At 72.1% G+C, this 23,336-nt stretch carries 22 protein-coding genes; 15 read left to right on the forward strand and 7 right to left on the reverse strand.

All coding sequences use genetic code 11. The features are described 5' to 3' along the window. Positions 1 to 35: 35 nt before the first annotated feature. The gene (locus tag BM385_RS16650) at positions 36 to 2,417 is read right to left on the reverse strand and encodes an ATP-binding cassette domain-containing protein (RefSeq protein WP_093843515.1); all 2,382 of its coding nucleotides are present in this window, start codon (positions 2,415 to 2,417) and stop codon (positions 36 to 38) included. 2 nt (positions 2,418 to 2,419) lie between these two features. After that, positions 2,420 to 2,776, reverse strand: a complete 357-nt coding sequence (locus BM385_RS16655; protein WP_093843516.1) for a VOC family protein — start codon at positions 2,774 to 2,776, stop codon at positions 2,420 to 2,422. 105 nt (positions 2,777 to 2,881) lie between these two features. Between BM385_RS16655 and BM385_RS16660 the strand changes: the two genes are divergently transcribed. From BM385_RS16660 to BM385_RS16690, 7 genes are all read left to right on the forward strand, one after another. Continuing rightward, positions 2,882 to 3,319: a helix-turn-helix transcriptional regulator gene (locus BM385_RS16660; RefSeq protein WP_093843517.1), complete on the forward strand. Its 438-nt coding sequence runs from the start codon at positions 2,882 to 2,884 to the stop codon at positions 3,317 to 3,319. A gap of 10 nt (positions 3,320 to 3,329) precedes the next feature. Then, positions 3,330 to 3,746 (forward strand): VOC family protein, encoded by a 417-nt coding sequence (locus BM385_RS16665; RefSeq protein ID WP_019433210.1) that lies wholly within the window; start codon positions 3,330 to 3,332, stop codon positions 3,744 to 3,746. A 162-nt stretch (positions 3,747 to 3,908) separates the two neighbouring features. Beyond that, a complete protein-coding gene (locus BM385_RS16670) occupies positions 3,909 to 5,120 on the forward strand; it encodes a glycosyltransferase (protein ID WP_093843518.1) in 1,212 nt (403 codons plus the stop codon). A 150-nt stretch (positions 5,121 to 5,270) separates the two neighbouring features. Next, the gene (locus BM385_RS16675; protein WP_093843519.1) at positions 5,271 to 6,761 is read left to right on the forward strand and encodes an MFS transporter; all 1,491 of its coding nucleotides are present in this window, start codon (positions 5,271 to 5,273) and stop codon (positions 6,759 to 6,761) included. Between the two features lie 118 nt (positions 6,762 to 6,879). Continuing rightward, a complete protein-coding gene (locus tag BM385_RS16680; RefSeq protein WP_093843642.1) occupies positions 6,880 to 8,700 on the forward strand; it encodes a DEAD/DEAH box helicase in 1,821 nt (606 codons plus the stop codon). A 181-nt stretch (positions 8,701 to 8,881) separates the two neighbouring features. After that, on the forward strand, positions 8,882 to 9,526 hold the full coding sequence (locus BM385_RS16685; protein ID WP_019433215.1) for an IclR family transcriptional regulator: 645 nt from the start codon (positions 8,882 to 8,884) through the stop codon (positions 9,524 to 9,526). 89 nt (positions 9,527 to 9,615) lie between these two features. Beyond that, positions 9,616 to 10,422 carry a S16 family serine protease gene (locus BM385_RS16690; RefSeq protein ID WP_019433216.1) on the forward strand — a complete coding sequence of 269 codons (807 nt, stop codon included), beginning with the start codon at positions 9,616 to 9,618 and terminating at the stop codon, positions 10,420 to 10,422. A 98-nt stretch (positions 10,423 to 10,520) separates the two neighbouring features. Here the strand turns inward: BM385_RS16690 and hppD are convergent, their stop codons facing one another. Then, entirely contained in the window at positions 10,521 to 11,648 is a 1,128-nt protein-coding gene (gene hppD / locus BM385_RS16695; RefSeq protein ID WP_093843520.1) for a 4-hydroxyphenylpyruvate dioxygenase, read from the reverse strand. A 125-nt stretch (positions 11,649 to 11,773) separates the two neighbouring features. On the opposite strand from hppD, the gene BM385_RS16700 reads away from it, so the two are divergent. Continuing rightward, a complete protein-coding gene (locus BM385_RS16700; protein ID WP_093843521.1) occupies positions 11,774 to 12,289 on the forward strand; it encodes an Lrp/AsnC family transcriptional regulator in 516 nt (171 codons plus the stop codon). Here the strand turns inward: BM385_RS16700 and BM385_RS16705 are convergent. Then, entirely contained in the window at positions 12,232 to 12,714 is a 483-nt protein-coding gene (locus BM385_RS16705; protein ID WP_019433219.1) for an SsgA family sporulation/cell division regulator, read from the reverse strand. The genes BM385_RS16700 and BM385_RS16705 overlap by 58 nt on opposite strands. 258 nt (positions 12,715 to 12,972) lie before the next feature. Between BM385_RS16705 and BM385_RS16710 the strand changes: the two genes are divergently transcribed. Beyond that, positions 12,973 to 14,304 carry an RDD family protein gene (locus BM385_RS16710; RefSeq protein ID WP_093843522.1) on the forward strand — a complete coding sequence of 444 codons (1,332 nt, stop codon included), beginning with the start codon at positions 12,973 to 12,975 and terminating at the stop codon, positions 14,302 to 14,304. A gap of 81 nt (positions 14,305 to 14,385) precedes the next feature. Further along, a complete protein-coding gene (locus BM385_RS16715; protein ID WP_026047327.1) occupies positions 14,386 to 15,090 on the forward strand; it encodes an RDD family protein in 705 nt (234 codons plus the stop codon). Between the two features lie 24 nt (positions 15,091 to 15,114). Here the strand turns inward: BM385_RS16715 and BM385_RS16720 are convergent, their stop codons facing one another. Continuing rightward, complete coding sequence (locus BM385_RS16720) at positions 15,115 to 15,459, reverse strand: hypothetical protein (RefSeq protein WP_139275185.1); 345 nt, start codon at positions 15,457 to 15,459, stop codon at positions 15,115 to 15,117. A gap of 201 nt (positions 15,460 to 15,660) precedes the next feature. Here BM385_RS16720 and BM385_RS16725 point away from each other — a divergent pair, with 201 nt between their 5' ends. Together BM385_RS16725 and BM385_RS16730 are read left to right on the forward strand one after the other, a co-directional pair. Further along, positions 15,661 to 18,033 (forward strand): immune inhibitor A domain-containing protein, encoded by a 2,373-nt coding sequence (locus BM385_RS16725; protein ID WP_093843523.1) that lies wholly within the window; start codon positions 15,661 to 15,663, stop codon positions 18,031 to 18,033. A gap of 121 nt (positions 18,034 to 18,154) precedes the next feature. Next, complete coding sequence (locus tag BM385_RS16730) at positions 18,155 to 18,496, forward strand: hypothetical protein (protein WP_019433223.1); 342 nt, start codon at positions 18,155 to 18,157, stop codon at positions 18,494 to 18,496. A 35-nt stretch (positions 18,497 to 18,531) separates the two neighbouring features. Here the strand turns inward: BM385_RS16730 and BM385_RS16735 are convergent, their stop codons facing one another. Continuing rightward, complete coding sequence (locus tag BM385_RS16735; protein WP_026047328.1) at positions 18,532 to 19,122, reverse strand: isochorismatase family protein; 591 nt, start codon at positions 19,120 to 19,122, stop codon at positions 18,532 to 18,534. 141 nt (positions 19,123 to 19,263) lie between these two features. Further along, positions 19,264 to 20,592, reverse strand: a complete 1,329-nt coding sequence (locus BM385_RS16740) for a nicotinate phosphoribosyltransferase (RefSeq protein ID WP_093843524.1) — start codon at positions 20,590 to 20,592, stop codon at positions 19,264 to 19,266. A 55-nt stretch (positions 20,593 to 20,647) separates the two neighbouring features. Here BM385_RS16740 and clpS point away from each other — a divergent pair, with 55 nt between their 5' ends. The 3 genes from clpS to BM385_RS16755 all read left to right on the forward strand — a co-directional run bounded on the left by clpS (position 20,648) and on the right by BM385_RS16755 (position 23,291). Then, a complete protein-coding gene (gene clpS, locus BM385_RS16745; protein ID WP_019433226.1) occupies positions 20,648 to 20,959 on the forward strand; it encodes an ATP-dependent Clp protease adapter ClpS in 312 nt (103 codons plus the stop codon). Next, positions 20,959 to 21,564, forward strand: a complete 606-nt coding sequence (locus BM385_RS16750; RefSeq protein ID WP_019433227.1) for a DUF2017 domain-containing protein — start codon at positions 20,959 to 20,961, stop codon at positions 21,562 to 21,564. The genes clpS and BM385_RS16750 overlap by 1 nt, the downstream gene beginning before the upstream one ends. Before the next feature lie 167 nt (positions 21,565 to 21,731). After that, positions 21,732 to 23,291, forward strand: coding sequence for an alanine/glycine:cation symporter family protein (locus tag BM385_RS16755; RefSeq protein ID WP_093843525.1), 1,560 nt, complete (start codon positions 21,732 to 21,734; stop codon positions 23,289 to 23,291). The last annotated feature ends 45 nt before the right edge of the window (positions 23,292 to 23,336 follow it).

Raw genomic sequence — 23,336 nt, forward strand, 5'->3', positions numbered from 1 at the left:
CCCACTGACAACGCCCCCGGCCGCTCCCCGCCCCGTCAGCCGGCGGCGCCGCCCACGTACGCGGCCAGGTGCTCGCCGGTCAGCGTCGTGCCGTCCGCGACCAGTTCGGCCGGGGTGCCCTCGAAGACGATCCGGCCGCCGTCGTGACCGGCACCCGGGCCCAGGTCGATGATCCAGTCGGCGTGCGCCATCACCGCCTGGTGGTGCTCGACGACGATCACCGACTTCCCGGCGTCCACCAGCCGGTCGAGCAGCGCCAGCAACTGCGCCACGTCCGCCAGGTGCAGCCCGGCCGTCGGCTCGTCCAGGACGTACACCCCGCCCCGCTCGGCCAGGTGGCCGGCCAGCTTCAGCCGCTGCCGTTCCCCGCCGGAGAGCGTGGTGAGCGGCTGTCCCAGGCTGAGGTAGCCGAGTCCGGCGTCCGCGAGCCGGTCCAGGATGCGGCGCGCGGCCGGCAGTGGCGCGTCGCCGCCGGTGCCGAAGAACTCCCGGGCCTGCTCCACCGGCATCGCCAGCACCTCGCTGATGTCCCGGCCGCCCAGCCGGTACTCCAGCACCGCGGGCTGGAACCGCTTCCCCTCGCACTCCTCGCAGGTGGTGGCGACCCCGGCCATCATCGCCAGATCGGTGTAGATGACCCCGGCGCCGTTGCACTGCGGGCAGGCGCCCTCGGAGTTGGCGCTGAACAGCGACGCCTTCACCCCGTTGGCCTTGGCGAACGCCTTGCGGATGGGCTCCAGCAGCCCGGTGTACGTGGCCGGGTTGGAGCGCCGCGAGCCGCGGATCGCCTCCTGCCCGATCGCCACCACCTCCTGCCCGGCGGCCTCCGCCTGCCCGGGCAGCGCGCCGTGCACCAGGGAACTCTTGCCCGATCCGGCGACCCCGGTGATCACCGTGAGCACGCCCAGCGGGATGTCCACATCGACGGCGCGCAGGTTGTGCGTGTCGGCGCCCCGGATCTCCAGCGCGCCGGTGGGGGTGCGGACCTTCTCCTTCAGCGCCGTCCGGTCCTCCAGGTGCCGCCCGGTGACGGTGCCGGAGGCCCGCAGCCCCGCCACCGTGCCCTCGTAGCAGAGCTGCCCGCCGGCCGCGCCGGCGCCGGGGCCGAGGTCGATGACATGGTCGGCGATCGCGATCGTCCCGGGCTTGTGCTCGACGACCAGCACGGTGTTGCCCTTGTCGCGCAGCCGCAGCAGCAGATCGTTCATCCGCCGGATGTCGTGCGGGTGCAGCCCGGTGGTCGGCTCGTCGAACACGTACGTCACATCGGTGAGCGAGGAGCCGAGCTGGCGGATCATCTTCACCCGCTGCGCCTCGCCGCCGGACAGGGTCCCGGCGGAGCGGTCGAGGGAGAGGTAGCCGAGGCCGATCTCCACGAACGAGTCCAGGGTGTGCCGCAGCGCGGTCAGCAGCGGCGCCACCGACTCCTCGCGCAGTCCGGCGATCCAGCGCGCCAGATCGCTGATCTGCATCGCGCACGCGTCGGCGATGCTGACGCCCGCGATCTTCGAGGAACGCGCGCCCTCGCTCAGCCGGGTGCCGCCGCACTCCGGGCAGGCGGTGAAGGTGACCGCCCGGTCCACGAACGCCCTGATGTGCGGCTGCATCGCCTCCCGGTCCTTGGCGAGCAGCGACTTCCTGACCCGGGGGACCAGCCCCTCGTAGGTCATGTTGATGCCCTCGATCTTCATCCGGGTCGGCTCGCGGTACAGGAAGTCGTGGAGTTCCCGCTCGGTGTACGCCCGGATCCGCTTGGCGGGGTCGAAGAAGCCGGACGCCGTGTACAGCCGGTAGTTCCAGCCGCCCGCCTTGTACCCGGGGACGGTGATGGCGCCCTCGTCCAGCGACTTGCCGGCGTCGTACAGCCGGCCGAGGTCGATGTCGGTGACGCTGCCCCGGCCCTCGCAGCGCGGGCACATGCCGCCGGTGCGGCTGAAAGTCTGCTTCACGGCCTTGGTGGCGGTGCCCCGCTCCACCGTGATGGCGCCGCTGGCCCGCACCGAGGGCACGTTGAAGGCGAACGCGCCGGGCGGCCCGATGTGCGGGCGGCCGAGCCGGCTGAAGAGGATGCGCAGCATCGCGTGGGCGTCGGTGGCGGTGCCGACGGTGGAGCGCGGGTCGGAGCCCATCCGCTGCTGGTCGACGACGATCGCCGTGGTCAGCCCGTCGAGAACGTCCACCTCGGGGCGGGCCAGGGCGGGCATGAAGCCCTGGACGAACGCGCTGTAGGTCTCGTTGATCAGCCGCTGCGACTCGGCGGCGATAGTGTCGAACACCAGCGAGCTCTTGCCGGAGCCGGAGACGCCGGTGAAGACCGTCAGCCGGCGCTTGGGGATCTCCACGTGGAGGTCGCGGAGGTTGTTCTCGCGGGCTCCGTGCACCCGGATCACATCGTGGTCGTCGGCGAGGTGGGCCATGGTCAGCGGTCCTGGAGCAGGCCGAGGACGTTGCCGTCGGGGTCGGTGACGGTGGCCACCAGCCGGCCGCCGCCGACGTCGTGCACCGGCTCGTGGACGGTGGCGCCCGCCGCGGTCACCTCGGCCAGCTTGGCCTCGATGTCGGCGACGTGCCAGTACGCCACCGGGGAGGTCATCGCCTGCGGGCCGCCGCCCGGGACCAGGCCGATCTGCTGGCCCGCCGCCTCGAACCCGGTGTAGTAGGGGGTTTCGGTCTGCGGCTCGGTGCCGAGCAGCGCCGCGTACACCGGTGTGGCAGCGGCCAGGTCGGTCACCGGGTGCAGCACGGTCCTGATGCCCTCGGTGGAAGCGCCGGACATGATCACTCCTGAGCGTTTTTCGATGGGTATTGCCTGGTCAGTTACGGTAATCGGCCGCCGTCGCCGGCGCTTCTCCATTCCTGACCGGTCTGGGACACTGAACGGGTGTCCCGGCCCGATCTCGACGACCTCGTCCGGCTGCGCCGCGCCCGCGACCGCATGGACCGCGAGTACGCCGAGCCGCTGGACGTCGCCGCGCTGGCGCACGGCGCCCTGATGTCACCGGGCCACTTCTCCCGCAGCTTCCGGGCCGCGTTCGGCGAGACCCCGTACAGCTATCTGATGACCCGCCGCATCGAGCGCGCCAAGGCCCTGCTGCGGCGCGGCGACCTCTCGGTGACGGAGGTGTGCATGGCGGTCGGCTGCACCTCGCTCGGCTCCTTCTCCAGCCGCTTCACCCAGCTGGTCGGCGAGACCCCGAGCGCCTACCGGGCCCGCCGCCACGACGACGGCGCCGCCATCCCGGCCTGCATCGCCAAGATCCACACCCGGCCCCTGAAGACGGACCGGGGCGAGGGCGCACGGCCCGGCGCCCGCACGTAGCGTGAGCGCCATGAACCTCACGATCTCCCAGTGCTTCATCGCCGTCGACGACCACGACCGGGCCATCGCCTTCTACCGGGACGCGCTCGGCCTCGAAGTGCGCAACGACGTCGGCTTCGAGGGCATGCGCTGGGTGACGGTCGGGCCGCCCGGCCAGCCGGAGGTGAGCATCGTCCTGGAGCCGCCGCTCGCCGACCCCAACGCCTCCCCCGAGGACCGCAGGCTCATGGCGGAACTCATGGCCAAGGGCCTGCTGCGCGGCGTGATCTTCCGGACGGACGACTGCGACGCGACCTTCGAGCGGATCAGCGCGGCGGGCGGCGAGGTGCTCCAGGAGCCGATGGACCAGCCCTACGGGGTACGCGACTGCGCCTTCCGCGACCCGGCCGGCAATCTGCTGCGCTTCAACCAGCCGCTGCCGCACTGACCGCGGGCCGCTGACCGCTTCCGCACTGACCGCCGCCGCGCTGACCGCGATCGGCGGGTACCGCCACCGGAACGGGTGACTTCGCGGCCCGATCCTCATCGGCGGCCGGTGGCCGGGGTACGTCTGCACACGCCCCGCCCCGTCCGCCGGAAGGATCCCCCCATGCGCGTCCTGTGCACCGCCATGGCCTCGCCCTCGCACGGCCGGGCCCTGCTGCCCCTGGCCCGGGCGCTCGCCGGTGCCGGGCACGAGGTCACGGTCCTCACCACCGAGGCCGTCGCACCGGTCTTCGCCGCCGACCGGATCACCGTCCTCCCGCTGCTGCCGCCCGCGCCCCCGCCGCCCGACGGCTCCCCGTTCGATCCGGCGCAGGACATGTCCTCGCCCGACCACCCGCTCACGGCGCTGCTGGCCGGCCCGTACGCCCGCTCGATCCTCACCATCCTGCGCGAGGCCGCCCGCCGGCTCCGGCCCGACGCCCTGGTACGGGACGGCATGGACTTCGCCGCCGTCGTCCTCGCCGAGGAACGCGGCATCCCGCACCTGCCGCTGCCCAGCGGCTTCCTCAACCTGGTGGAGCCCGCCCCGCTGCTGCCCGCGCTCAACGCCCTGCGCGCCGAGGCCGGTCTGCCGGAGCGCACGGACCCGGAGAGCCTGTACCCGCACGGCCGGTTCGACTTCATGCCCAGCGCCTACAGCTTCGCCCGCCACCGCGGACCCGTCCTCGCCTACCGGCAGACCACCGCCGTCGAACCCGGCGGCGCCCTGCCCCCGTGGGCCGCCCGGCTCCCCGGCGACCGGCCGCTGGTCCTCGCCGCGCTCGGCACCGTCCTGCCCACCTTCGGCGACGCCGGCCGCAATGTGCCGCTGCCCCCCGAGGCCACCGACCCCGCGAGGACCCTGCGCACCCTGGTCGCCGGACTCTCCCGGCTGGAGGTCACCGCCGTGGTGGCCACCGGCGGCATCCCGCTGACCGGCGTCACCCCGGGGCCGTACCTCCACCTCACCGACCGGATCCCGCAGCCCCTGCTGCTGGAGTGCGCCGACCTGTTCGTCACCCACGGCGGTTACAACAGCATCCGCGAAGCGGTGCGCACCGCCACCCCGATGGCCGTCGTCCCCAACTTCGGCGACCAGCCCCACAACGCCCGCCGCGTCGCCGCCCTGGGTCTGGGCCGCGACCTGGGCCCCGACCCGGACGCCGATGCCGTCGCCGCCGCCTGCCACGGCCTGCTCGCGGACCCGGCCCTCACCGCCCGGCTGCGCGCCGCCCGGCTCGCGATGCTCACCCTCCCCGAGGTCGGCCGCGCCGCCGCCGACCTCACCGACCTGGTTTCCGGCGGCCGGCTGGTCACCCCACGGGTGCCCGCCTGACCCCGGCCCGGCCGGGGACCCGGCCCCCGCCACCGGCGGTGCGGCGACCGCTCGCGGGCCGGCCCGCCCGAACCCCGCCCCGATGCCGCCGGAGGTCCTAAGCCGGATCGGGTATGGGCCGCACACCGGTGGTTCCTTACCGTGTGACGTATGACCGAGCCCGCACCGCCGACGCCGTCGTCGGCCCCGACCGCCCCCGCCGTCCCGGCCGTTCCCGCCGCCTCCGCGCCCCCCGCCGCCCCGCCCGCCGCACCACCGGGCGGGGGAGTGCTCAGCGGACCGTACCGGGCGCTCACCCTCGGCTGCGTGAGCACCATCCTGCTCATCGCCTTCGAGGCCATGGCCATCGGCACCGCCATGCCGGCCGCCGCCGACGCGCTGGACGGCGTCGCGCTGTACGCCTTCGCCTTCTCCGCCTACTTCACCACCTCGCTCCTCGGCATGGTCCTCGCCGGCCAGTGGTGCGACCGCGGCGGACCGGTCGGCCCGGTCGTCACCGGGATCGGCGTCTTCTCCGCCGGACTGCTGCTGTCCGGCGCCGCCCAGAACATGCTCACCTTCGTCGCCGGCCGCGCCGCCCAGGGCGCCGGCGGCGGGCTCGTGATCGTCGCGCTGTACGTCGTGGTCCGGCGCGTCTACCCCGAGCGGCTGCGCCCGGCCGCGCTCGCCGCCTTCTCCGCCGCCTGGGTGGTGCCCTCGCTCCTCGGCCCGGTCATCGCCGGAGTGGTCACCGAACACTTCGGCTGGCGCTGGGTGTTCCTCGGCATCACCGTGCTCGTCGTGCTGCCGCTGGCCATCATGCTGCCGCCGCTGCGCCGCAGCGCCTCGGGACCGCCCGCCGAGGGCGCGAAGAAGTTCGACGCCCGCATGCTGCGGCTGGCCGCCGCCGTCGCGCTCGGCGCCGGGCTGCTCCAGTTCGGCGGGCAGGAACTGCGCTGGCTCTCGGCCGTCCCGATCGCCGCCGGGATCGCCCTGGCGGCGCCCGCCGCGCTGCGGCTGCTGCCCGCCGGTACCTTCCGCGCCGCCCGGGGACTGCCGTCCGTCATCATGCTGCGCGGCCTCATCTCCGGCGCGTTCATGACCACCCAGACGTTCCTGCCGCTGATGCTGGTGACCGAACGCGGCCTGTCCATCACCCAGGCCGGGCTCGCCCTCGCCGTCGGCGGCGCCGTGTGGGCGCTGGGCTCCTACGCCCAGTCCCGCCCCCGCCTCGAGCCGCACCGCTATCTGCTGGTGCGGGTCAGCACCGTGCTGATCCTGTTCGCCGTGCTCGCCACCCCGCTCGTCCTCATCGAGGCCGTGCCGGTCTGGACGCCCGCCCTCACCCTCGCCATCGGCTGCGTCGGCATGGGCTACACCGTCTCCTCGGTCGGCGTGCTGGTGCTGCGGCTCTCCCGCCCCGAGGAGGCCGGCGGAAACGTGGCCTCGCTCCAGGTGTGTGACGCGCTGTCGAATGTGGTGATGCTCACGGCCGTCGGCAGCGCCTTCGCCGCGCTCGGCGGCAGCACCACCGCCGTCGAAGGCGCCTCCGCGGTGGGCCCCGGGGCCTTCGTGGTGGTGTACGCGGCGGCGGCCGTGGTCGCCGTCCTGGCCGTGCTGACCGCCGGACGAGTGGCGACAAAGGAGGACATGACGCACTGAATTCCGGTCAGCCGGGGCGTGCCGCCGGCACGCCGCACGCCCCGGACACCCGGGTACGCTGGCGCGGTCCGTGTCCTCGCCCCATCCCGCCACCGCCCCCGTCCACCCCCCGGAGACCGTGACTACCACCGCCGCTTCCGCCACCACGGCCGCGTCCGCGACCCACTCCTCCCACCTCTCCCCGGCCTTCCCCGGCCGCGCCCCCTGGGGCACCGCGAGCAAACTGCGGGCCTGGCAGCAGGCGGCGATGGACGCGTACGTACAGGCCCAGCCCCAGGACTTCCTCGCCGTCGCCACCCCCGGCGCGGGCAAGACCACCTTCGCGCTCACCCTCGCCTCCTGGCTGCTCCACCACCACATCGTGCAGCAGGTGACCGTGGTCGCCCCGACCGAGCACCTGAAGAAGCAGTGGGCCGAGGCCGCCGCCCGGATAGGCATCAAACTCGACCCCGAGTACAGCTCCGGCCGGCTCGGCGCCGAGTACCACGGCGTGGCCCTCACCTACGCGGGCGTCGGGGTCAAGCCCATGCTGCACCGCAACCGCTGCGAGCAGCGCAAGACCCTGGTGATCCTGGACGAGATCCACCACGCCGGCGACTCCCGCTCCTGGGGCGAGGCGTGCCTGGAGGCGTTCGAGCCCGCGACCCGCCGGCTGGCGCTGACCGGGACCCCGTTCCGCTCCGACACCAACCCCATCCCGTTCGTGGCCTATGGCGACAACGGGGACGGCATCCGCCGTTCCGTCGCCGACTACACCTACGGCTACGGCAGCGCGCTGGCGGACGGCGTGGTGCGGCCCGTCATCTTCCTCTCCTACAGCGGCAGCATGCGCTGGCGCACCAAGGCGGGCGACGAGATCGCCGCCAAGCTCGGCGAGCCGATGACCAAGGACGCCACCTCCCAGGCGTGGCGCACCGCACTCGACCCCAAGGGCGAGTGGATGCCGGCCGTGCTGAGCGCCGCCGACCGGCGGCTGACCGAGGTGCGGCGCGCCATCCCGGACGCCGGCGGCCTCGTCATCGCCACCGACCAGGACTCCGCGCGCGCCTACGCCAAGCTGATCCGCGAGATCACGGGGGAGCGGGCGACCCTCGTGCTGTCGGACGACGGCGGTGCCTCCCAGCGCATCGACGACTTCCGGCAGTCGGACGACCGCTGGCTGGTGGCGGTGCGGATGGTGTCCGAGGGCGTGGACGTGCCGCGGCTGGCGGTCGGGGTGTACGCCACCACCATCTCCACCCCGCTGTTCTTCGCGCAGGCCGTGGGCCGTTTCGTGCGCTCCCGGCGGCGCGGTGAGACCGCGTCGGTCTTCCTGCCCACCATCCCGACGCTGCTCGGCTTCGCGCACGAGATGGAGGTCGAGCGCGACCACGTCCTCGACAAGCCCAAGAAGGGCGGCGAGGACGAGGATCCGTACGCGGAGGAGGCCGATCTGCTCAAGGAGGCCGAGCGCGAGCAGAACGAGCCGGACGGCACGGACGACCAGCTGCCGTTCGAGGCCCTGGAGTCGGAGGCCGTCTTCGACCGGGTGATGTACGACGGCGCCGAGTTCGGGATGCAGGCGCATCCCGGCAGCGAGGAGGAGCAGGACTATCTGGGCATCCCGGGGCTGCTGGAGCCGGACCAGGTGCAGATGCTGCTCCAGAAGCGGCAGGCCCGGCAGATCGCGCACAGCAAGCGGCGCCCGGACGACCAGGCCGATCTGCTGGAGGTGCCGGCCGAGCGGCGCCCGGTGGTCACCCACAAGGAGATGATGGAGCTGCGGCGTGAACTGAACGGCCTGGTGGGCGCGTACGCGCACCAGTCGGGCAAGCCGCACGGGGTGATCCACACCGAGCTGCGTCGGGTGTGCGGCGGTCCGGCCACCGCCGAGGCGTCGGCGGGGCAGCTGCGGCAGCGGATGGCCAAGGTACGGGAGTGGGCGACCCGGATGCGGTGACCGCCGGGAGCCGCCGGTGGACCGCCGCGACCGGTGCGTTCGACGCGTTCGACAGGGCCCGGGCGGAAGAAATCCGGTCGAATACCGTGCCATCCATGCTCGAATACTGGACAACCCCTTCCGCTGAGCGGTAACGCTGGATAAGTTCCCGGTCACGCTTTGGCAGCCGAAAGGGGGCGTCGTGACTGCGGAGACCTCTCAGACGCTCGACCGGGGACTGCGGGTCCTCAAACTGCTCGCCGAGACCGACCACGGTCTGACCGTCACCGAACTCTCCAAACAGCTCGGCGTCAACCGCACGGTCGTCTACCGGCTGCTGGCCACCCTCGAACTGCACGCCCTGGTCCGCCGCGACACCAGCGGCCGGGCCCGGGTGGGCGTCGGTGTCCTCGGGCTGACCCGCCAGGTGCACCCGCTGGTGCGCGAGGCCGCGCTCCCCGCGCTGCGCGCGCTGGCCGAGGACGTCGGCGCCACCGCCCATCTCACCGTGGTCGACGGCAACGACGCGCTCGCGGTCGCCGTCGTCGAACCGAGCTGGACCGACTACCACGTCGCCTACCGGGCCGGCTTCCGCCACCCGCTGGACCGGGGCGCGGCCGGCCGGGCCATACTGACCGGCCGCTGCAAGGACATCCAGGACGAGGAGGGGTTCGTCCTCACCCACGGCGAACTCGAAGCCGGCGCCAGCGGAGCCGCCGCACCGTTGCCCCGCGACTGCGGGATCGAGGGCAGCGTCGGCGTCGTCATGCTCAACGAGGCGATCCCGCCGGACATCGGCCCGCGCGTGGTGCGCGCCGCCCTCGAAGTCGCCGCCGTCCTGCGGTAGCCGGCCGCCGCCCCGGCCAACGCCCCCGGGGCCGCCGCCGTCCTCGGCCGCGTGCGGGCGCCGCCGCGCGGTGCGTTAGATTCGGCGGCATGTCCGCCCTCACCCAGCAGTTGACCGGCCGCCGCCGCACCTGGGCGCTCGCGGTGTGCGGCGCCGTGTTCGCCGCGCTGCTCGCGGTCGCCGCCTTCGCGCCGCTGCCGTTCGCCGTCGCGTACCCCGGGCCCACCGCCGATGTGCTCGGGGAGAGCGAGGGCGAGCCGGTGATCACCATCACCGGCGCCCCGGTGCGCGAGCCCGAGGGCGAACTGCGCATGACCACCATCACCGCCACCGCGCCGGACGCCTCCGTCACGCTCACCGACGTGCTCGGCGGCTACCTGGCCTCCGACCGCGCGGTGCTGCCCACCGAAGCGGTCTATCCGGTGGGCGATTCGGTCACCGAGATCCAGGAGCACAACCGGGCCCAGATGACCGAGTCCCAGCACTCCGCCGTCGCCGCCGCCCTCCGGCACCTCGGCCGCGAGGACGAGGACATCGACATCACGCTCCGCCTGGACTCGGTCGGCGGGCCCAGCGCCGGGCTGCTGTTCTCGCTCGGCATCATCGACCTCCTGGAGGGCGACGGCCGGGGCGGCGACCTCACCGGCGGCGCCGTCATCTCCGGCACCGGCACCATCGACGCGGACGGCACGGTCGGCCCGGTCGGCGGCGTCCCGCTGAAGACCCAGGCCGCCGAGCGGGACGGCGCCACCGTCTTCCTCGTCCCGCGCGACGAGTGCGACGCGGCCTCCGCCAACCTCCCCGACGGGCTCCGGCTCATCCCGGTGACGACCCTCTCCGGCGCCGTCGAGGATCTGCGTGCCCTCGCCGCAGGCGACTCCGTCCCCGGCTGCTGAACCCGCCGGGCGGCCACCCGGCGCCAACCGCCGCCCGGCACACAGGGAACCGCCCCCGCGAGTGCAGGTCGCGGGGGCGGTTGTGGGGGGTGGTGTCCTTACAGATTCCCCCGTCGCGCCTGTTCACGCTCGATTGCCTCGAAGAGAGCTTTGAAGTTCCCTTTGCCAAATCCCAGCGATCCGTGCCGCTCGATCATCTCGAAGAAGACCGTTGGGCGATCCTGTACGGGCTTGGTGAAGATCTGCAACAGATAGCCGTCCTCGTCCCGGTCGGCGAGAATCTTCAGCTCCCGCAGCGTGTCCACCGGAACCCGGGTCTCGCCGACCCATTCACCCAGCGTGTCGTAGTACGAATCCGGCACGTCGAGGAACTCCACGCCCGCCGCCCGCATGGTGCGCACGGTGTGCACGATGTCCCCGGTGTTCAGGGCGATGTGCTGGACGCCCGGGCTGCCGTAAAACTCCAGGTACTCGTCGATCTGCGACTTCTTCTTGCCCGGCGCCGGCTCGTTGATCGGGAACTTGACCTTGCGGGTGCCGTCCGCCACCACCTTCGACATCAGCGCCGAATACTCGGTCGCGATGTCGTCGCCCACGAACTCCTTCATATTCGTGAAGCCCATGACCCGGCGGTAGAAGTCCACCCACTCGTTCATCCGGCCGAGTTCCACATTGCCCACGCAGTGGTCGACCGCCTGGAACACCCGGCGCCGCCCCTCCACCGGCTCCACGATCGGCCGGGCCGGCGCGTAACCCGGCAGGTACACCCCCTTGTAGCCGGAACGCTCCACCAGCGTGTGCCGGGTCTCGCCGTAGGTGGCCAGCGCCGCCAGCACCACCGTGCCGTCGTCGTCGCTCACCTCGTACGGCTCGGTGATCCCGCGCGCGCCCCGCGCCACCGCGTGCGCGTACGCCGCCCGGGCGTCGGGCACCTCGATCGCCAGATCGATCACCCCGTCCCCGTGCTCGGCGACATGCCGCGCCAGTTCCTTCCCGCGCTCGCCCACCGGGGTGATGACCGAGGTGAAGACGAACCGGGCACTTCCGGATTCCAGCACGTACGAAGCGGTCTCCCGGCTGCCGTTCTCCGGGCCCTGATAGGCGACGAGGGTCATCCCGAACGCCGTCGAGTAGTAATGCGCAGCCTGTTTGGCGTTGCCCACCGCGAAGACGACCGCGTCCATCCCCTGGACCGGGAACGGGTCGGTCTCAGTGTGCTCAGTCATAAGCGCAGGGTGCGCCCCATCAGCAAGGTGTGCAAGAGATGCCACAAAAGCTGGACAACCCGTACAGCCTCGCCCGCACAGGCCCGTACGGTGTGTACAGGTTGTCCAGCGGGGAGAACCCCGGTATGGCGATCGACGAACTGGACGGCCGGCTGCTGCAACTCCTCGCGCGCCGGCCGCGCATCGGGGTACTGGAGGCGTCCAGGCGCCTGGGGGTCGCGCGCGGCACCGCCCAGGCGCGTCTCGACAAGCTGCGCCGCACCGGCGTGATCCGGGGCTTCGGCCCCGAGGTGGACCCGGCCGCCATCGGCTACCCGGTGACGGCCTTCGCCACCCTGGAGATCAAGCAGGGGCGCGGCGCCGAGGTCCGCGCCCATCTGGCCTCCGTCCCCGAGGTGCTGGAACTCCACACCATCACCGGCCAGGGCGACATGCTGTGCCGGCTCGTCGCCCGCTCCAACGCCGACCTCCAGCGGGTGATCGACCGCGTGGTGGGCTTCGACGGCATCGTGCGCTCGGCCACCGCCATCGTCATGGAGAACCCGGTGCCGTACCGCACCACCGCGCTGGTACGGCACGCGGCTCACCTGTCGCCGTCCAGCGGCCCGTCCGGCGCGCCCCACGGATCGCCGCCCGGGTAGCAGTCGTCGCCAGGCGCCGGCGTCAACAGGGCGAAGAGTTCCTCCTCCAGGTCGGTGTTCTCCGACTCCGTACCCGGCGGAACCACCCGCAGCGTACGCTCCAGCCAGGCCGAGACCGCGACGGCCGGCGCCTGGATCAGCGCGTCGCCGTCCGGCGAGCTGAGCGCCACACAGATGACGGAGCGCCCCTCCTGCTGCGTCGGCCACACCCGCACATCGCCGTGCCCGGAGGGCCGGAACACCCCTTCCACCAGCAACTCGCGGGAGAAGGTCCAGTGCACGGGGGCGTCGGAGCCGAAGTGGAAGGTGATGTGCACGGCGTACGGGTCGTCCGACCCGTACACGAAGCGGGCGGGGACCGGGATGCTGCGCTCGGGGGAGAGCACCAGCTGGAGTTCGATGTCCCGTTCGACGGTGGTGTTCATGCGCTGCGACGCCCCTTCACGCTGGTCCCTGTCAGGTCATGCACCCGGAGAGAGGGAACAAGGGGCCGTTCATTACGCGGCTTTGGAAATTTTACTGCGAAGGCCGCGTGTCGGCCGGGCGGCCCGCTTCCTGCGGCGCGCCATCCGCGAGACTGTCAGCGCAGACGAAGGTATCTGCCGCCCCGCCGGGGGACGTACCATGCATACCCGGCGACGGCCCGCAGACAGCCCAGTAGGACGAGGAGACCTGGACCGCTCATGAGCTCCCCACCCGCAGGAAGCGCCGGCGGCAGCCCGGGGCCCAACTGGTATCCGGACCCGTCGATTCCCGGCTACATCCGGTACTGGAACGGTGCCACCTGGATGCCCGGCACCAGTCGCCCGGAGCCCAGGGACGGGGAGGCGATGCCCGCTCCGCCGCCGGGCGCGCCCGCGCCCGGCGCCGCCGCACCGGCCGCGCAGCCCGAGCCCGAGCCGGCCCCGGCCGGGGCGGGCGCGGACGAGGGCACCGGCGGCCCGTCCGGCGCCGCGGCGAAGAAGCCGGACCCGCGGATCGATCCGCGCGGCCAGTTCCTGAGCGCCCCGCGCCCCTCCTCGCCGCAGCCGCAGCCGGTGGCCCCGTCGCAGGCGCAGGACCGGCCCGAGCCGGTGGCGCCGCAGCCGCAGCCCCAGCCGGAGCCGGCCGCGGCCCAGCTGCCCGCCGTGCCCGAGCAGCAGCAGGCCCCGGCGCTGCGCCCGGCGACCCCGTCCCGCCCGGCGCTGCCCGCGCAGGCGGCCCGGCAGGCGCCGCCGGAGGCCCCGCACGAGCAGACGGCGCAGCTGCGGCTGCCCAAGGGCGAGTCCTGGCAGCACCAGGTGCGGGAGCTGGCCCAGCAGGCGCCGCAGCCCGCGCCGCTCCCGGCGTCCCCGGGCCTGCCGCCGCTGCCGGCGCAGCATCAGCAGCCGCCCGCGGCCCAGCCGCCGCAGCCGTCACCGGCGCAGCAGCTGCCGCCGGCGCAGGACCGGCCCGCGCCGCAGGTGCAGCAGTCGCCATTCCTGCGCTCGCACCAGGCGGACCCGCTCACCCCGCTGCCGTTCCACAAGGACGCGCTGTTCGGCGCGGGCGATCAGCTGTACCCGGCCGGACCCGGCCGGCGGTTGCTGGCCCGGCTGCTCGACTCGGTGCTGCCGCTGGCCGCCGCCGGGGCGATGGCGGCGATGGTGCTGGGGGACGCCAGGGACCACATCCAGCGGCAGATCGACGCCGCCAACGAGGCCGGGGTCACCCGCGAGATCTGGCTGATCGACGGCACCACCGGCGGCTATCTGGCCATGGTGCTCGGTGTCTTCCTGGTGGCCGGTTTCCTCTTCGAGGCGCTGCCGACCGCCCTGTGGGGCCGTTCCCCGGGCAAGGCGCTGTGCAAGCTGCGGGTGTTCGACCTGCGGAGCCAGCAGAAGCCGTCCTTCGGCGCGGCGGTGCTGCGCTGGCTGGTGCACGGCGTCCTGGCGGTGACGGCCATCGGCATCGTCAATGTGCTGTGGGGGCTGCGGGACCGGCCCTGGCGCCAGTGCTGGCACGACAAGGCGGCCGGTACGTTCGTCGCGGGCTGAGCGACCCCGACGGGTCACGCGGGTAGCCCGAACGCCGCACGCCGGGGTGCGTACGCGGGTGGCCCGGGGTCGACTCGGGCCATGAGCACCGACCAGCCGCAGCCACCGTCCGGCGACGACGAACCGCGCCCGTCGGCGGGCCAGCCGCCCCCGGACGGTACGCCGCCTCCGGACGGTACGCCACCGCCCGGCGCGACACCGCCCCCCGGCGGGATGCCGCCGCCGGGGGCCGGGGTGCCGCCCGGCGGCCAGCCGCCGCCCGGCTACCCCAGCGCGCCGCCGCCCTCCGGCGAGGTGCCGGGCGCGGGGCGGGGGGCGTACGGCGTGCCCGATCCGCTGGCCGGGATGCCGCCGCTGGCCTCGCTCGGCCGGCGTCTGGTGGCCCGCATCATCGACGCGCTGATCATCGGTATCCCGATGTCGCTGATCCTGTGGGGTGTCACCGGCGACCGTTCCTACGACGACGGGTCGGGCGGCAGCTATCTCCAGCAAGCCGCGATCATCATCGTGTACTTCGTCTACGACGGGGCGATGCTCAGTGCCCGCGGCCAGACGCTGGGGAAGATGGCGATGCGGATCCGGGTGGCGATGCTGGCCGACGGCGCGGTGCCGCGCGGCAATCCGGGGTGGATCAGGGCCGCCGTCTACTCGCTGCCCCAGCTGGTGCCGTGCTTCGGCTTCATCTTCTGGCTGGTGAACGTCCTCACCTGCACCTGGGACCGGCCCTACCGGCAGTGTCTGCACGACAAGGCGGCCAGGACCGTGGTGGTCTCGACCGCCTCATGACGTACGGGCGCCCGCGCCCCGTGGTCACACCCGGGCGTGCGGGCGTTCGGCCGGTCGCGGGGCGGGCCCGGGCAGCGAACGGGCGTCGTCCGGTGCGGTGGCGGGCGCGGGCCGGGCGGGCTCGGGTGGTGCGGTCCGGGCGCGGAGGACCAGGGTGACGGTGACGCCGAGGCCCAGCGCGAGTGCGGCGATGCCGGCGAGCGCGGGGACGCTGCCGGCTCCGGTGGTCAGGAGCAGGAGGAGCGTGGTGATCAGGACCGTGCCCGAACCGTAGACGATCTGCAAGGGGGTCGGATGCGGATGCGGCATGACGGAGTCCGTCCTGAGGGTGGGGTGCTGGTGTGCGGTCGGGGTGCTACGGGCGTGCATGCCCGCACCGTACGAGTCTGATGCCTCGGTCCGGTTCCGTCGGACCGGAGCACGGGGGGCGCACGGAGTCATATATCAACAGATCGTGAAATGAACATGAGATTCCGTGATCGTTTTCGGCAGGATCTGTCTTTTCGACGTCGCCTCGTGTGCAATGCCTCTGATCACCGACCATGTTCGCGACAAAGGACAGATGCCAGAGTGAACATCCCAGGCAGATCCCGGAGATCCACCGCACTCGCCGCGGCCACCACCGTCGCCGCCCTGACCGCCGCCGTCCTCGTGCCCGTCGGCAGCGCGGCGGCCACCACCGCCGACGACGCCACCGGACTTCCCGCCGAGCAGGAGCTGTTCGCCGCCGAGCCGCACCTGGAGAACCCGCTCGCCGAGAAGCGCGAGGCGCTCAAGCAGGAAGCCCACCAGCAGCTGATCACCGGTCAGGCCCGCCCCCGCTCCCAGCACGGCTCCGAGGTCGTCGAGCTCGCCGACGGCGAGTTCGTCGAGGTGGCCACCACCGGTACGGACAAGATCTTCACCATCCTGGTCGAGTTCGGTGACGAGATCCACCCCGAGTTCGGCGGCGACCCCGGCCCACTGGCCAACGAGATCGCCGAGCCGGACCGTTCGGTGGACAACAGCACCATCTGGCAGGAGGACTTCAGCCGGGAGCACTTCCAGGAGCTGTACTACGGCACCGACCCGGCCAAGCCCTCCGTCAAGCAGTACTTCGAGAGCCAGTCCTCGGGCCGCTACTCCATCGACGGCACCGTCACCGACTGGGTCAAGGTCGACTACAACGAGGCCCGTTACGGCAACACCGCCTGCGGCTCCAACGTCTGCCGCTCGGTGTGGGAGGTGGTGGCCGACGGCGTCAACGCCTGGTACGACGACCAGCTCGCCCGCGGTCTGTCCCCGGACGAGATCCGCGACATCCTCGCCGAGTACGACCAGCAGGACCGCTACGACTACAACAACGACGGCAACTTCAACGAGCCCGACGGCTACCTCGACCACTTCCAGATCGTCCACGCCGGCGAGGACGCCTCCGCCGGCGGCGGCGCGCAGGGCGACGACGCCATCTGGGCCCACCGCTGGTACGCCTTCGCCGACCGGATCGGCCTGACCGGGCCGCCGCACAACCTGGCCGGCGGCGTGGAGATCGGCGACACCGGCATCTGGGTCGGCGACTACACCATCCAGCCGGAGAACGGCGGCGTCGGCGTCTTCGCCCACGAGTACGCCCACGACCTCGGCCTGCCCGACCTGTACGACACCTCGGGCGGCGAGAACGGCACCGGCTTCTGGTCCGCGATGTCCTCCGGCTCCTGGCTGAGCGACAAGGGCGACGGCGCCATCGGCACCCTGCCCAACGACATGGGCCCCTGGGAGAAGCTGCAACTGGGCTGGCTCGACTACGACACGGCCCGCGCCGCCACCCGCTCCACCCACCTCCTGGGCGCCTCCTCCGGCCAGTTCCCCGAGGGCAACCGCCGCCCCGACGCGCAGGCACTGGTCGTCGAACTCCCCGCCAAGACCGTCACCACCGAGCTGGTCGCCCCCGCCCAGGGCGCCACCCAGTGGTGGAGCGGCAGCGGCGACAACCTCAGCAACACCCTGACCCGTACCGTCGATCTGACCGGGGTCACCGAAGCCTCCCTCGACCTCACCGGCTGGTGGAGCATCGAGCCGGACTACGACTTCCTCTACACCGAGGTCTCCACCGATGGCGGCGCCACCTTCACGCCGCTGGCCGGCACCGGCGACGGCGCCCCGCTGCCCACCGACGGCGCCGGACGCACCGCGCTGCACGGCGAGTCCGGCGGCCATGTCGCCCTCTCCTACCCGCTGGACGCCTACACCGGGCAGCGCATCGAGCTGCGCTTCCGCTACCTCACCGACGGCGCCCTGACCGAACTCGGCTTCACCGCCGACGAGATCACCGTCACCGCGGACGGCGCGACCCTGTTCGCGGACGACGCCGAGGACGGCGCGGGCGACTGGCGGGTGAACGGCTTCTCCCTGGTGGGCGCCTCGATCACCGACGACTACCCGCAGTTCTACATCGCGGAGAACCGCCAGTACACCGGCTTCGACCGCACCCTGAAGCACGGCCCGTACAACTTCGGCTTCCTGGACACCAAGGAGGACTGGGTCGAGCACTACGCCTACCAGTCCGGCCTGCTGGTGTGGCTGTGGGACACCTCGCAGAGCGACAACAACACCCGCCAGCACCCGGGCGAGGGCCTGATCCTCCCGGTGGACGCCTCCCCGGCGGCCGAGACCTGGTCGGACGGCACGCTGCTGCGCAACCGCATCCAGTCCCGGGACGCCACCTTCAGCCTCTACCCGACGCCGAAGCTGACCCTGCACAAGGACAGCGTGCCCACCACCCTGCCCGCCCACCGCGGGGTGCCGTACTTCGACGACCGCACCGGCGACTACTGGGACCCGGCCAACCCGTGGAACAGCGTGGTCGTGCCGGACACCAACACCAGGATCAGCATCTTGACGCAGTCGCCGACCGGCAGCGGCACCATCCCGATGGTGCTGCACGTCTCCCCGAGCCGCCGCTGACCCTGCGCGGTCATCGCCTCACGCACTGTATTCCGGCCGTCGCCCCTTGTTGGGCGGCGGCCGGTCGGGTGAGGATGGCGGGGTCCCCCCACGTACCGGGACCCCGAGCGAAAGGTGTGTCATGGCCGACGGAGGCTTTGTCCGGCTGCCCGACGGCAGCGTCGTGGTCGCGCTCCAGCTGCGCCGCCCCGCCGCGTCCGGCCGGATCCGGGTGCTGGTGCACGCCGCGAACCGGGCCCGCGCGCTGACCAGGCTCCGGAATCTGGGCCTGCGCGCCGTCTATCTGCGGGGCAACGCGGCCCCGCCCACCCCGGACGAGATCACCGCCGTGCTGCACCACCCCGACGGCGCCCTGTGGCGCTCCTGCCCGCACCACGAGACGGAGCGCTGGCGCCCCATGACGGCCCTGTGGGGCACCACCCGGGCCCGCACGACGCAGGAGGCGCACATCAGGGCCGCCTGACCCCCGGCGGTCCCGATGTGCGCCTCCCGGCGCGCTCAGCCCCCGACGACGGCCTTGCCGGACAGCTCGACCCCCGCGTTCTCCAGCTCCCGCAGCGCCTCCTCCACCGTCTCCTGGCTGACCCCGGCGGTCAGGTCCAGCAGCACCTGGGTGCGGAACCCGGCCCGCACCGCGTCCAGCGCGGTGGCCTTGACGCAGTGGTCGGTGGCGATCCCCACCACGTCCACCTCGGTCACCTGGTGGGCGCGCAGCCAGTCGGCGAGCGTGCGCCCGTCCGCGTCGGCGCCCTCGAAGCCGCTGTACGCCGCCTCGTAGGCGCCCTTGTCGAAGCAGGCGTCGATGGCGCCGGAGGCGACGGCCGGGGCGAAGTTCGGGTGGAAGCCGATCCCCTCGGTGCCGGCCACGCAGTGCCGCGGCCAGGAGGTTCTGAAGTCCGGGGTCTCGGAGAAGTGGTCACCCGGGTCGATGTGATGATCACGGGTGGCCACCACATGGCGGTATCCGGGGGCGGCGTCGCCGATCAGGTCGGTGATGGCCGCCGCCACGTCGGCGCCGCCGGCGACCGGGAGGGCGCCTCCCTCGCAGAAGTCGTTCTGTACGTCGACGACGATCAGTGCGCGGTGCATGACGAACACCCTTTCGGCTGGTTCCGGTCTCGAACGGTATCGGGTGCAAGGCCGACCACTTCCGAGGCTATGTGGTCGGGCGTGGCGGCGGCGAGGGCTCATACCGGGGGCACGGTCACAGGCTGCCGTCAGGCTTTGGCCTCAGATGTACTCCGTGCGCAGGACGGGCTCCCCCTGGGACAGCTGGGTCGCGGACAGGGGCAGCAGGTCACGGGCCGCCCGGTGCCGGTCGCGCGCCGCGTCCAGCCGCTCCCGTGCCACCGCGCGCCCGTCCCGCATCAGCTCCACGCCCAGCAGGTGCCCGGCCAGCTCCCCGGGCACCTCGCCGGTGCCGATGACCTCGGCCTCGGCCACCCCGTCCGCGTCCGGACGGCGCGCGGCCCACTTCACCCCGCCGATGGACAGCTTCCCGCCGCTGGACTTCTTCGCCACCGGCTCCAGCGGCGCGTCCGGTCCGTCCCCGGCCGCGCGGGCAACCATCTTGTACACCATCGAGCAGGTCGGGTGCCCACTGCCGGTGACCAGCCGGGTACCCACCCCGTACGCGTCCACCGGCGCGGCGGCCAGGGAGGCGATCGCGTACTCGTCCAGATCGCTGGTGACCGTGATCCGGGTGTCGTGCGCCCCCAGCTCGTCCAGCTGGCGGCGCACCCGGTGGGCGACCAGCAGCAGGTCCCCGGAGTCGATGCGGATCGCCCCCAGCTTGGGGCCGGCCACCTCCACGGCGGTACGGACGGCCTCGGCGACGTCGTAGGTGTCCACGAGCAGGGTGGTGCCGGTGCCCAGCGACCCGACCTGGGCGGTGAACGCGTCCCGCTCGGTGTCGTGCAGCAGGGTGAAGGCGTGCGCGCTGGTCCCCACGGTGGGGATGCCGTAGCGGAAGCCGGCCGCCAGGTCGGAGGTGGAGGAGAACCCGCCGACGTACGCCGCGCGGGAGGCGGCGACGGCGGCCAGCTCGTGGGTGCGGCGGGCACCCATCTCGATCAGCGGGCGCCCGTCGGCCGCCACCGCCATCCGGGACGCCGCGGCGGCGATCGCCGAGTCGTGGTTGAGGATCGAGAGGATCACCGTCTCCAGCAGCACGCACTCGGCGAAAGTGCCGCTGACCTGGAGGATCGGCGATCCGGGGAAGTAGACCTCGCCCTCGGGGTAGCCGCGCACGGTGCCGGTGAAGCGGTAGTCGGCCAGCCAGCGCAGGGTCGGCTCGTCCACCACCCGCGCCTCGCGCAGATAGTCCAGCAGCGGGGGGTCGAAGCGGAAGTTCTCCACCGCGTCCAGCAGCCGGCCGGTGCCGGCCACCACGCCGTAGCGGCGGCCGGCGGGCAGCCGGCGGGTGAAGACCTCGAAGACGGTACGGCGGTGCGCGGTGCCGGCGTGGAGCGCGGCCTGCAGCATGGTCAGCTCGTACTGATCGGTGAACAGCGCGGTCGAGGGCACGGCCACCGGCAGCCCCAGCTCCAAGTCATCCATGCGACCAGCGTACCTCCCATCTCGTCAAAGTGACGATATTGGGGTCTGTGGCAGCATGGACCCTGTGAGTGCCATCCCCATGGAGGTCGAGCGCACCCAGTCCGAGGACGCTCCGGTGCAGGTGCCCGAGCCCGAGGTGCCGTGGGTGACGATCGTGCACAACGACCCCGTCAACCTCATGAGTTATGTGACCTACGTCTTTCAGGCGTATTTCGGCTATTCGAAGGACAAGGCCAAGAAGCTGATGCTGGACGTACATCACAAGGGCCGCGCCGTGGTCTCGGAGGGCAGCCGCGAGGAAATGGAGCGGGACGTGCAGGCCATGCACGGTTATGGTCTGTGGGCCACGCTCTCCCAGGACCGGTGATGGCGGGTTACTTCGAACGGGCCGGCGGCGAGGACGGCGGCGCGGCCGTCGCGCTGGACGAGATCGAGATCTCCATTCTCCGCAGTCTCGCCGTCCAGCTGCTGGAACTGATCGGGCCCGGCGAGCGGGCCGAGAGCGTCGGCGACGAACTCGACGCGCTGTTCACCGAGGGCCCGAGCGAACCGCCGAGCGACCCCGCGCTCGCCCGGCTCTTCCCGGACGCCTATCACGGCCCCGAGGACGGTGATCAGGACGAGCGCTCCCAGCAGTACTCCGCCGAGTTCCGCCGGTTCACCGAGGGTGATCTGCGCGCCGGAAAACGGGAAAACCTGCTCCGGGTGATCCGGGCACTCGACGGGCTTTCGGGGCAGGAAAACGGGCCCGGCGGGGCAGTTCTCACCCTGACGCCCGACGACTCCCAGGCATGGCTGCGCACCCTGAACGATCTTCGGCTGGCGATCGGCGTACGGCTCGGCATCAGCAAGGATGACGACAGCGACCGTCTCTTCGGCCTTCCGGATGACAATCCCGACAAGCCGCTGGTGATGGCATATCTCTGGCTGGGCGGACTTCAGGAATCCCTGATCGCCACCCTTCTGCCGTAATCTGACCCGGTATTGGGTGTGGGTAATGTGACCGTTACCCGGGCTGTGACGTGCGCCACATTGTGTGCGCGATGTTGCGTGGTAGGAAATTCCCCATCTGAAATATCCCCAGCGCGCCACTCGCGGTGTGTTTCCTTCCCACCTGCAAGCCAGAGGAACCCCCACCCATGTCCTGGACTGATGACGTCGACAAGGCGATCAGTGACTTCTTCGATCCGATCAGCAGCGTTGCGTCGGACATCGTCTTCTACAACGTCCCGGTCTTCGGTGCCGAATTCCCGGTGATCGTGGCCTGGCTGGCGATCGCCGGTCTCGTCTTCACGGTGTACTTCGGCTTCGCGCAGATCCGCTACATCAAGCTCGCCCTCAAGTTCGTCAGCGGCAAGTACGAGCAGAAGGACGCACCCGGCGAGATCAGCCACTTCCAGGCGCTGACCTCCGCGATGTCCGGGACGGTCGGCCTCGGCAATATCGCCGGTGTGGCCGTCGCCATCTCCCTGGGCGGCCCCGGTGCCACCTTCTGGATGATTCTCTGCGGCTTCCTCGGCATGGCGACGAAATTCGTCGAATGCACCCTTGGGGTGAAATACCGGGAGATCGACGAGCAGGGCCGGGTCACCGGCGGCCCGATGCTCTACCTGCGCAAGGGCCTCGCCGAGCGCGGCCTGCCGCAGCTCGGCCGGCTGGTCGCAGCCCCCGCCGCGCTGATGGTGCTGCTCTTCGCCCTCTTCGGCGGCAACGTCCTCCAGGTCAACCAGTCCCTGGAGCAGCTGGCCTCCGTCACCTCCGACAGCACCGACTTCTTCACCGGCTCCGCCGGCTCGCTGCTCTTCGGCGTGGTGATCGCCGTGCTGGTCGGCCTGGTGCTGCTCGGCGGCATCAAGTCCATCGGCGCGGTCACCTCCAGGCTGGTCCCCGGCATGGCGATCCTGTACGTCTCCGCCTGTCTGATCGTCATCCTGTTCAACATCGGCCAGGTGCCCGACGCGATCAGCACCATCATCACCGGTGCCTTCAGTCCCGAGGGCGTCACCGGCGGTGTGGTCGGCGCGCTGATCCAGGGCTTCCGGCGGGCCGCCTTCTCGAACGAGGCGGGCGTCGGCTCGGCCCCCATCGCCCACTCGGCGGTCAAGACCAAGCGCCCCGCCACCGAGGGCCTGGTCGCGATGATCGAGCCGTTCATCGACACCGTGGTCATCTGCACCATGACCGCGCTCACCATCATCATCGCCAGCGGCCCGGTCTACGAGGCGGCCCGCCAGTCGGACGAGCCGGTCGGCATCTCCATCACCTCGGACGCCTTCGCCACCGCGCTGCCCTGGTTCCCGAACGTCCTCACCGTCGCGGTGCTGCTGTTCGCCTTCTCCACCCTGATCACCTGGTCGTACTACGGACAGAAGTCCTGGCACTACCTCTTCGGCGCCTCCAAGGTCAGCGACACCGTCTACAAGGTGATCTTCTGCTTCTTCGTGATCATCGGCGCCATGATGTCGCTGGGCTCCCTGGTCGACCTCTCCGACTCCGCGCTCTTCCTGGCCGCCGTCTTCAACATCATCGGGCTCTACCTGCTCGCCCCGGTCGTGAAGAGGGAGCTCAAGAAGGTCCTCGAATACGTCCGGCGCCGCGACGCCGGTGACACCGAGGAGGAGATCGAGGCCGACGAGCGCGCCGCCGAAGCCGCCGAGGCCGAGGCCCGCGCCGCCAAGGGCCCGCTGGTCAAGGACTGACCCCCCAGCCCGCCCCCTGCGATCGCCCCCGGCCCGCCGACGCGG

This window comes from Streptomyces harbinensis, assembly GCF_900116145.1.
Classification (GTDB): Bacteria; Actinomycetota; Actinomycetes; order Streptomycetales; family Streptomycetaceae; genus Streptomyces; species Streptomyces carpaticus.

Excerpts from the sequence above, each read along its gene's own strand:
- BM385_RS16650 (WP_093843515.1), bottom strand. The coding sequence starts at position 2,417 with ATGGCCCACCTCGCCGACGACCACGATGTGATCCGGGTGCACGGAGCC.
- BM385_RS16655 (WP_093843516.1), bottom strand. The coding sequence starts at position 2,776 with ATGTCCGGCGCTTCCACCGAGGGCATCAGGACCGTGCTGCACCCGGTG.
- BM385_RS16665 (WP_019433210.1), top strand. The coding sequence starts at position 3,330 with ATGAACCTCACGATCTCCCAGTGCTTCATCGCCGTCGACGACCACGAC.
- BM385_RS16670 (WP_093843518.1), top strand. The coding sequence starts at position 3,909 with ATGCGCGTCCTGTGCACCGCCATGGCCTCGCCCTCGCACGGCCGGGCC.
- BM385_RS16675 (WP_093843519.1), top strand. The coding sequence starts at position 5,271 with ATGACCGAGCCCGCACCGCCGACGCCGTCGTCGGCCCCGACCGCCCCC.
- BM385_RS16690 (WP_019433216.1), top strand. The coding sequence starts at position 9,616 with ATGTCCGCCCTCACCCAGCAGTTGACCGGCCGCCGCCGCACCTGGGCG.
- hppD (WP_093843520.1), bottom strand. The coding sequence starts at position 11,648 with ATGACTGAGCACACTGAGACCGACCCGTTCCCGGTCCAGGGGATGGAC.
- BM385_RS16700 (WP_093843521.1), top strand. The coding sequence starts at position 11,774 with ATGGCGATCGACGAACTGGACGGCCGGCTGCTGCAACTCCTCGCGCGC.
- BM385_RS16705 (WP_019433219.1), bottom strand. The coding sequence starts at position 12,714 with ATGAACACCACCGTCGAACGGGACATCGAACTCCAGCTGGTGCTCTCC.
- BM385_RS16710 (WP_093843522.1), top strand. The coding sequence starts at position 12,973 with ATGAGCTCCCCACCCGCAGGAAGCGCCGGCGGCAGCCCGGGGCCCAAC.
- BM385_RS16715 (WP_026047327.1), top strand. The coding sequence starts at position 14,386 with ATGAGCACCGACCAGCCGCAGCCACCGTCCGGCGACGACGAACCGCGC.
- BM385_RS16720 (WP_139275185.1), bottom strand. The coding sequence starts at position 15,459 with ATGCACGCCCGTAGCACCCCGACCGCACACCAGCACCCCACCCTCAGG.
- BM385_RS16730 (WP_019433223.1), top strand. The coding sequence starts at position 18,155 with ATGGCCGACGGAGGCTTTGTCCGGCTGCCCGACGGCAGCGTCGTGGTC.
- BM385_RS16735 (WP_026047328.1), bottom strand. The coding sequence starts at position 19,122 with ATGCACCGCGCACTGATCGTCGTCGACGTACAGAACGACTTCTGCGAG.
- BM385_RS16740 (WP_093843524.1), bottom strand. The coding sequence starts at position 20,592 with ATGGATGACTTGGAGCTGGGGCTGCCGGTGGCCGTGCCCTCGACCGCG.
- clpS (WP_019433226.1), top strand. The coding sequence starts at position 20,648 with ATGGACCCTGTGAGTGCCATCCCCATGGAGGTCGAGCGCACCCAGTCC.
- BM385_RS16750 (WP_019433227.1), top strand. The coding sequence starts at position 20,959 with ATGGCGGGTTACTTCGAACGGGCCGGCGGCGAGGACGGCGGCGCGGCC.
- BM385_RS16755 (WP_093843525.1), top strand. The coding sequence starts at position 21,732 with ATGTCCTGGACTGATGACGTCGACAAGGCGATCAGTGACTTCTTCGAT.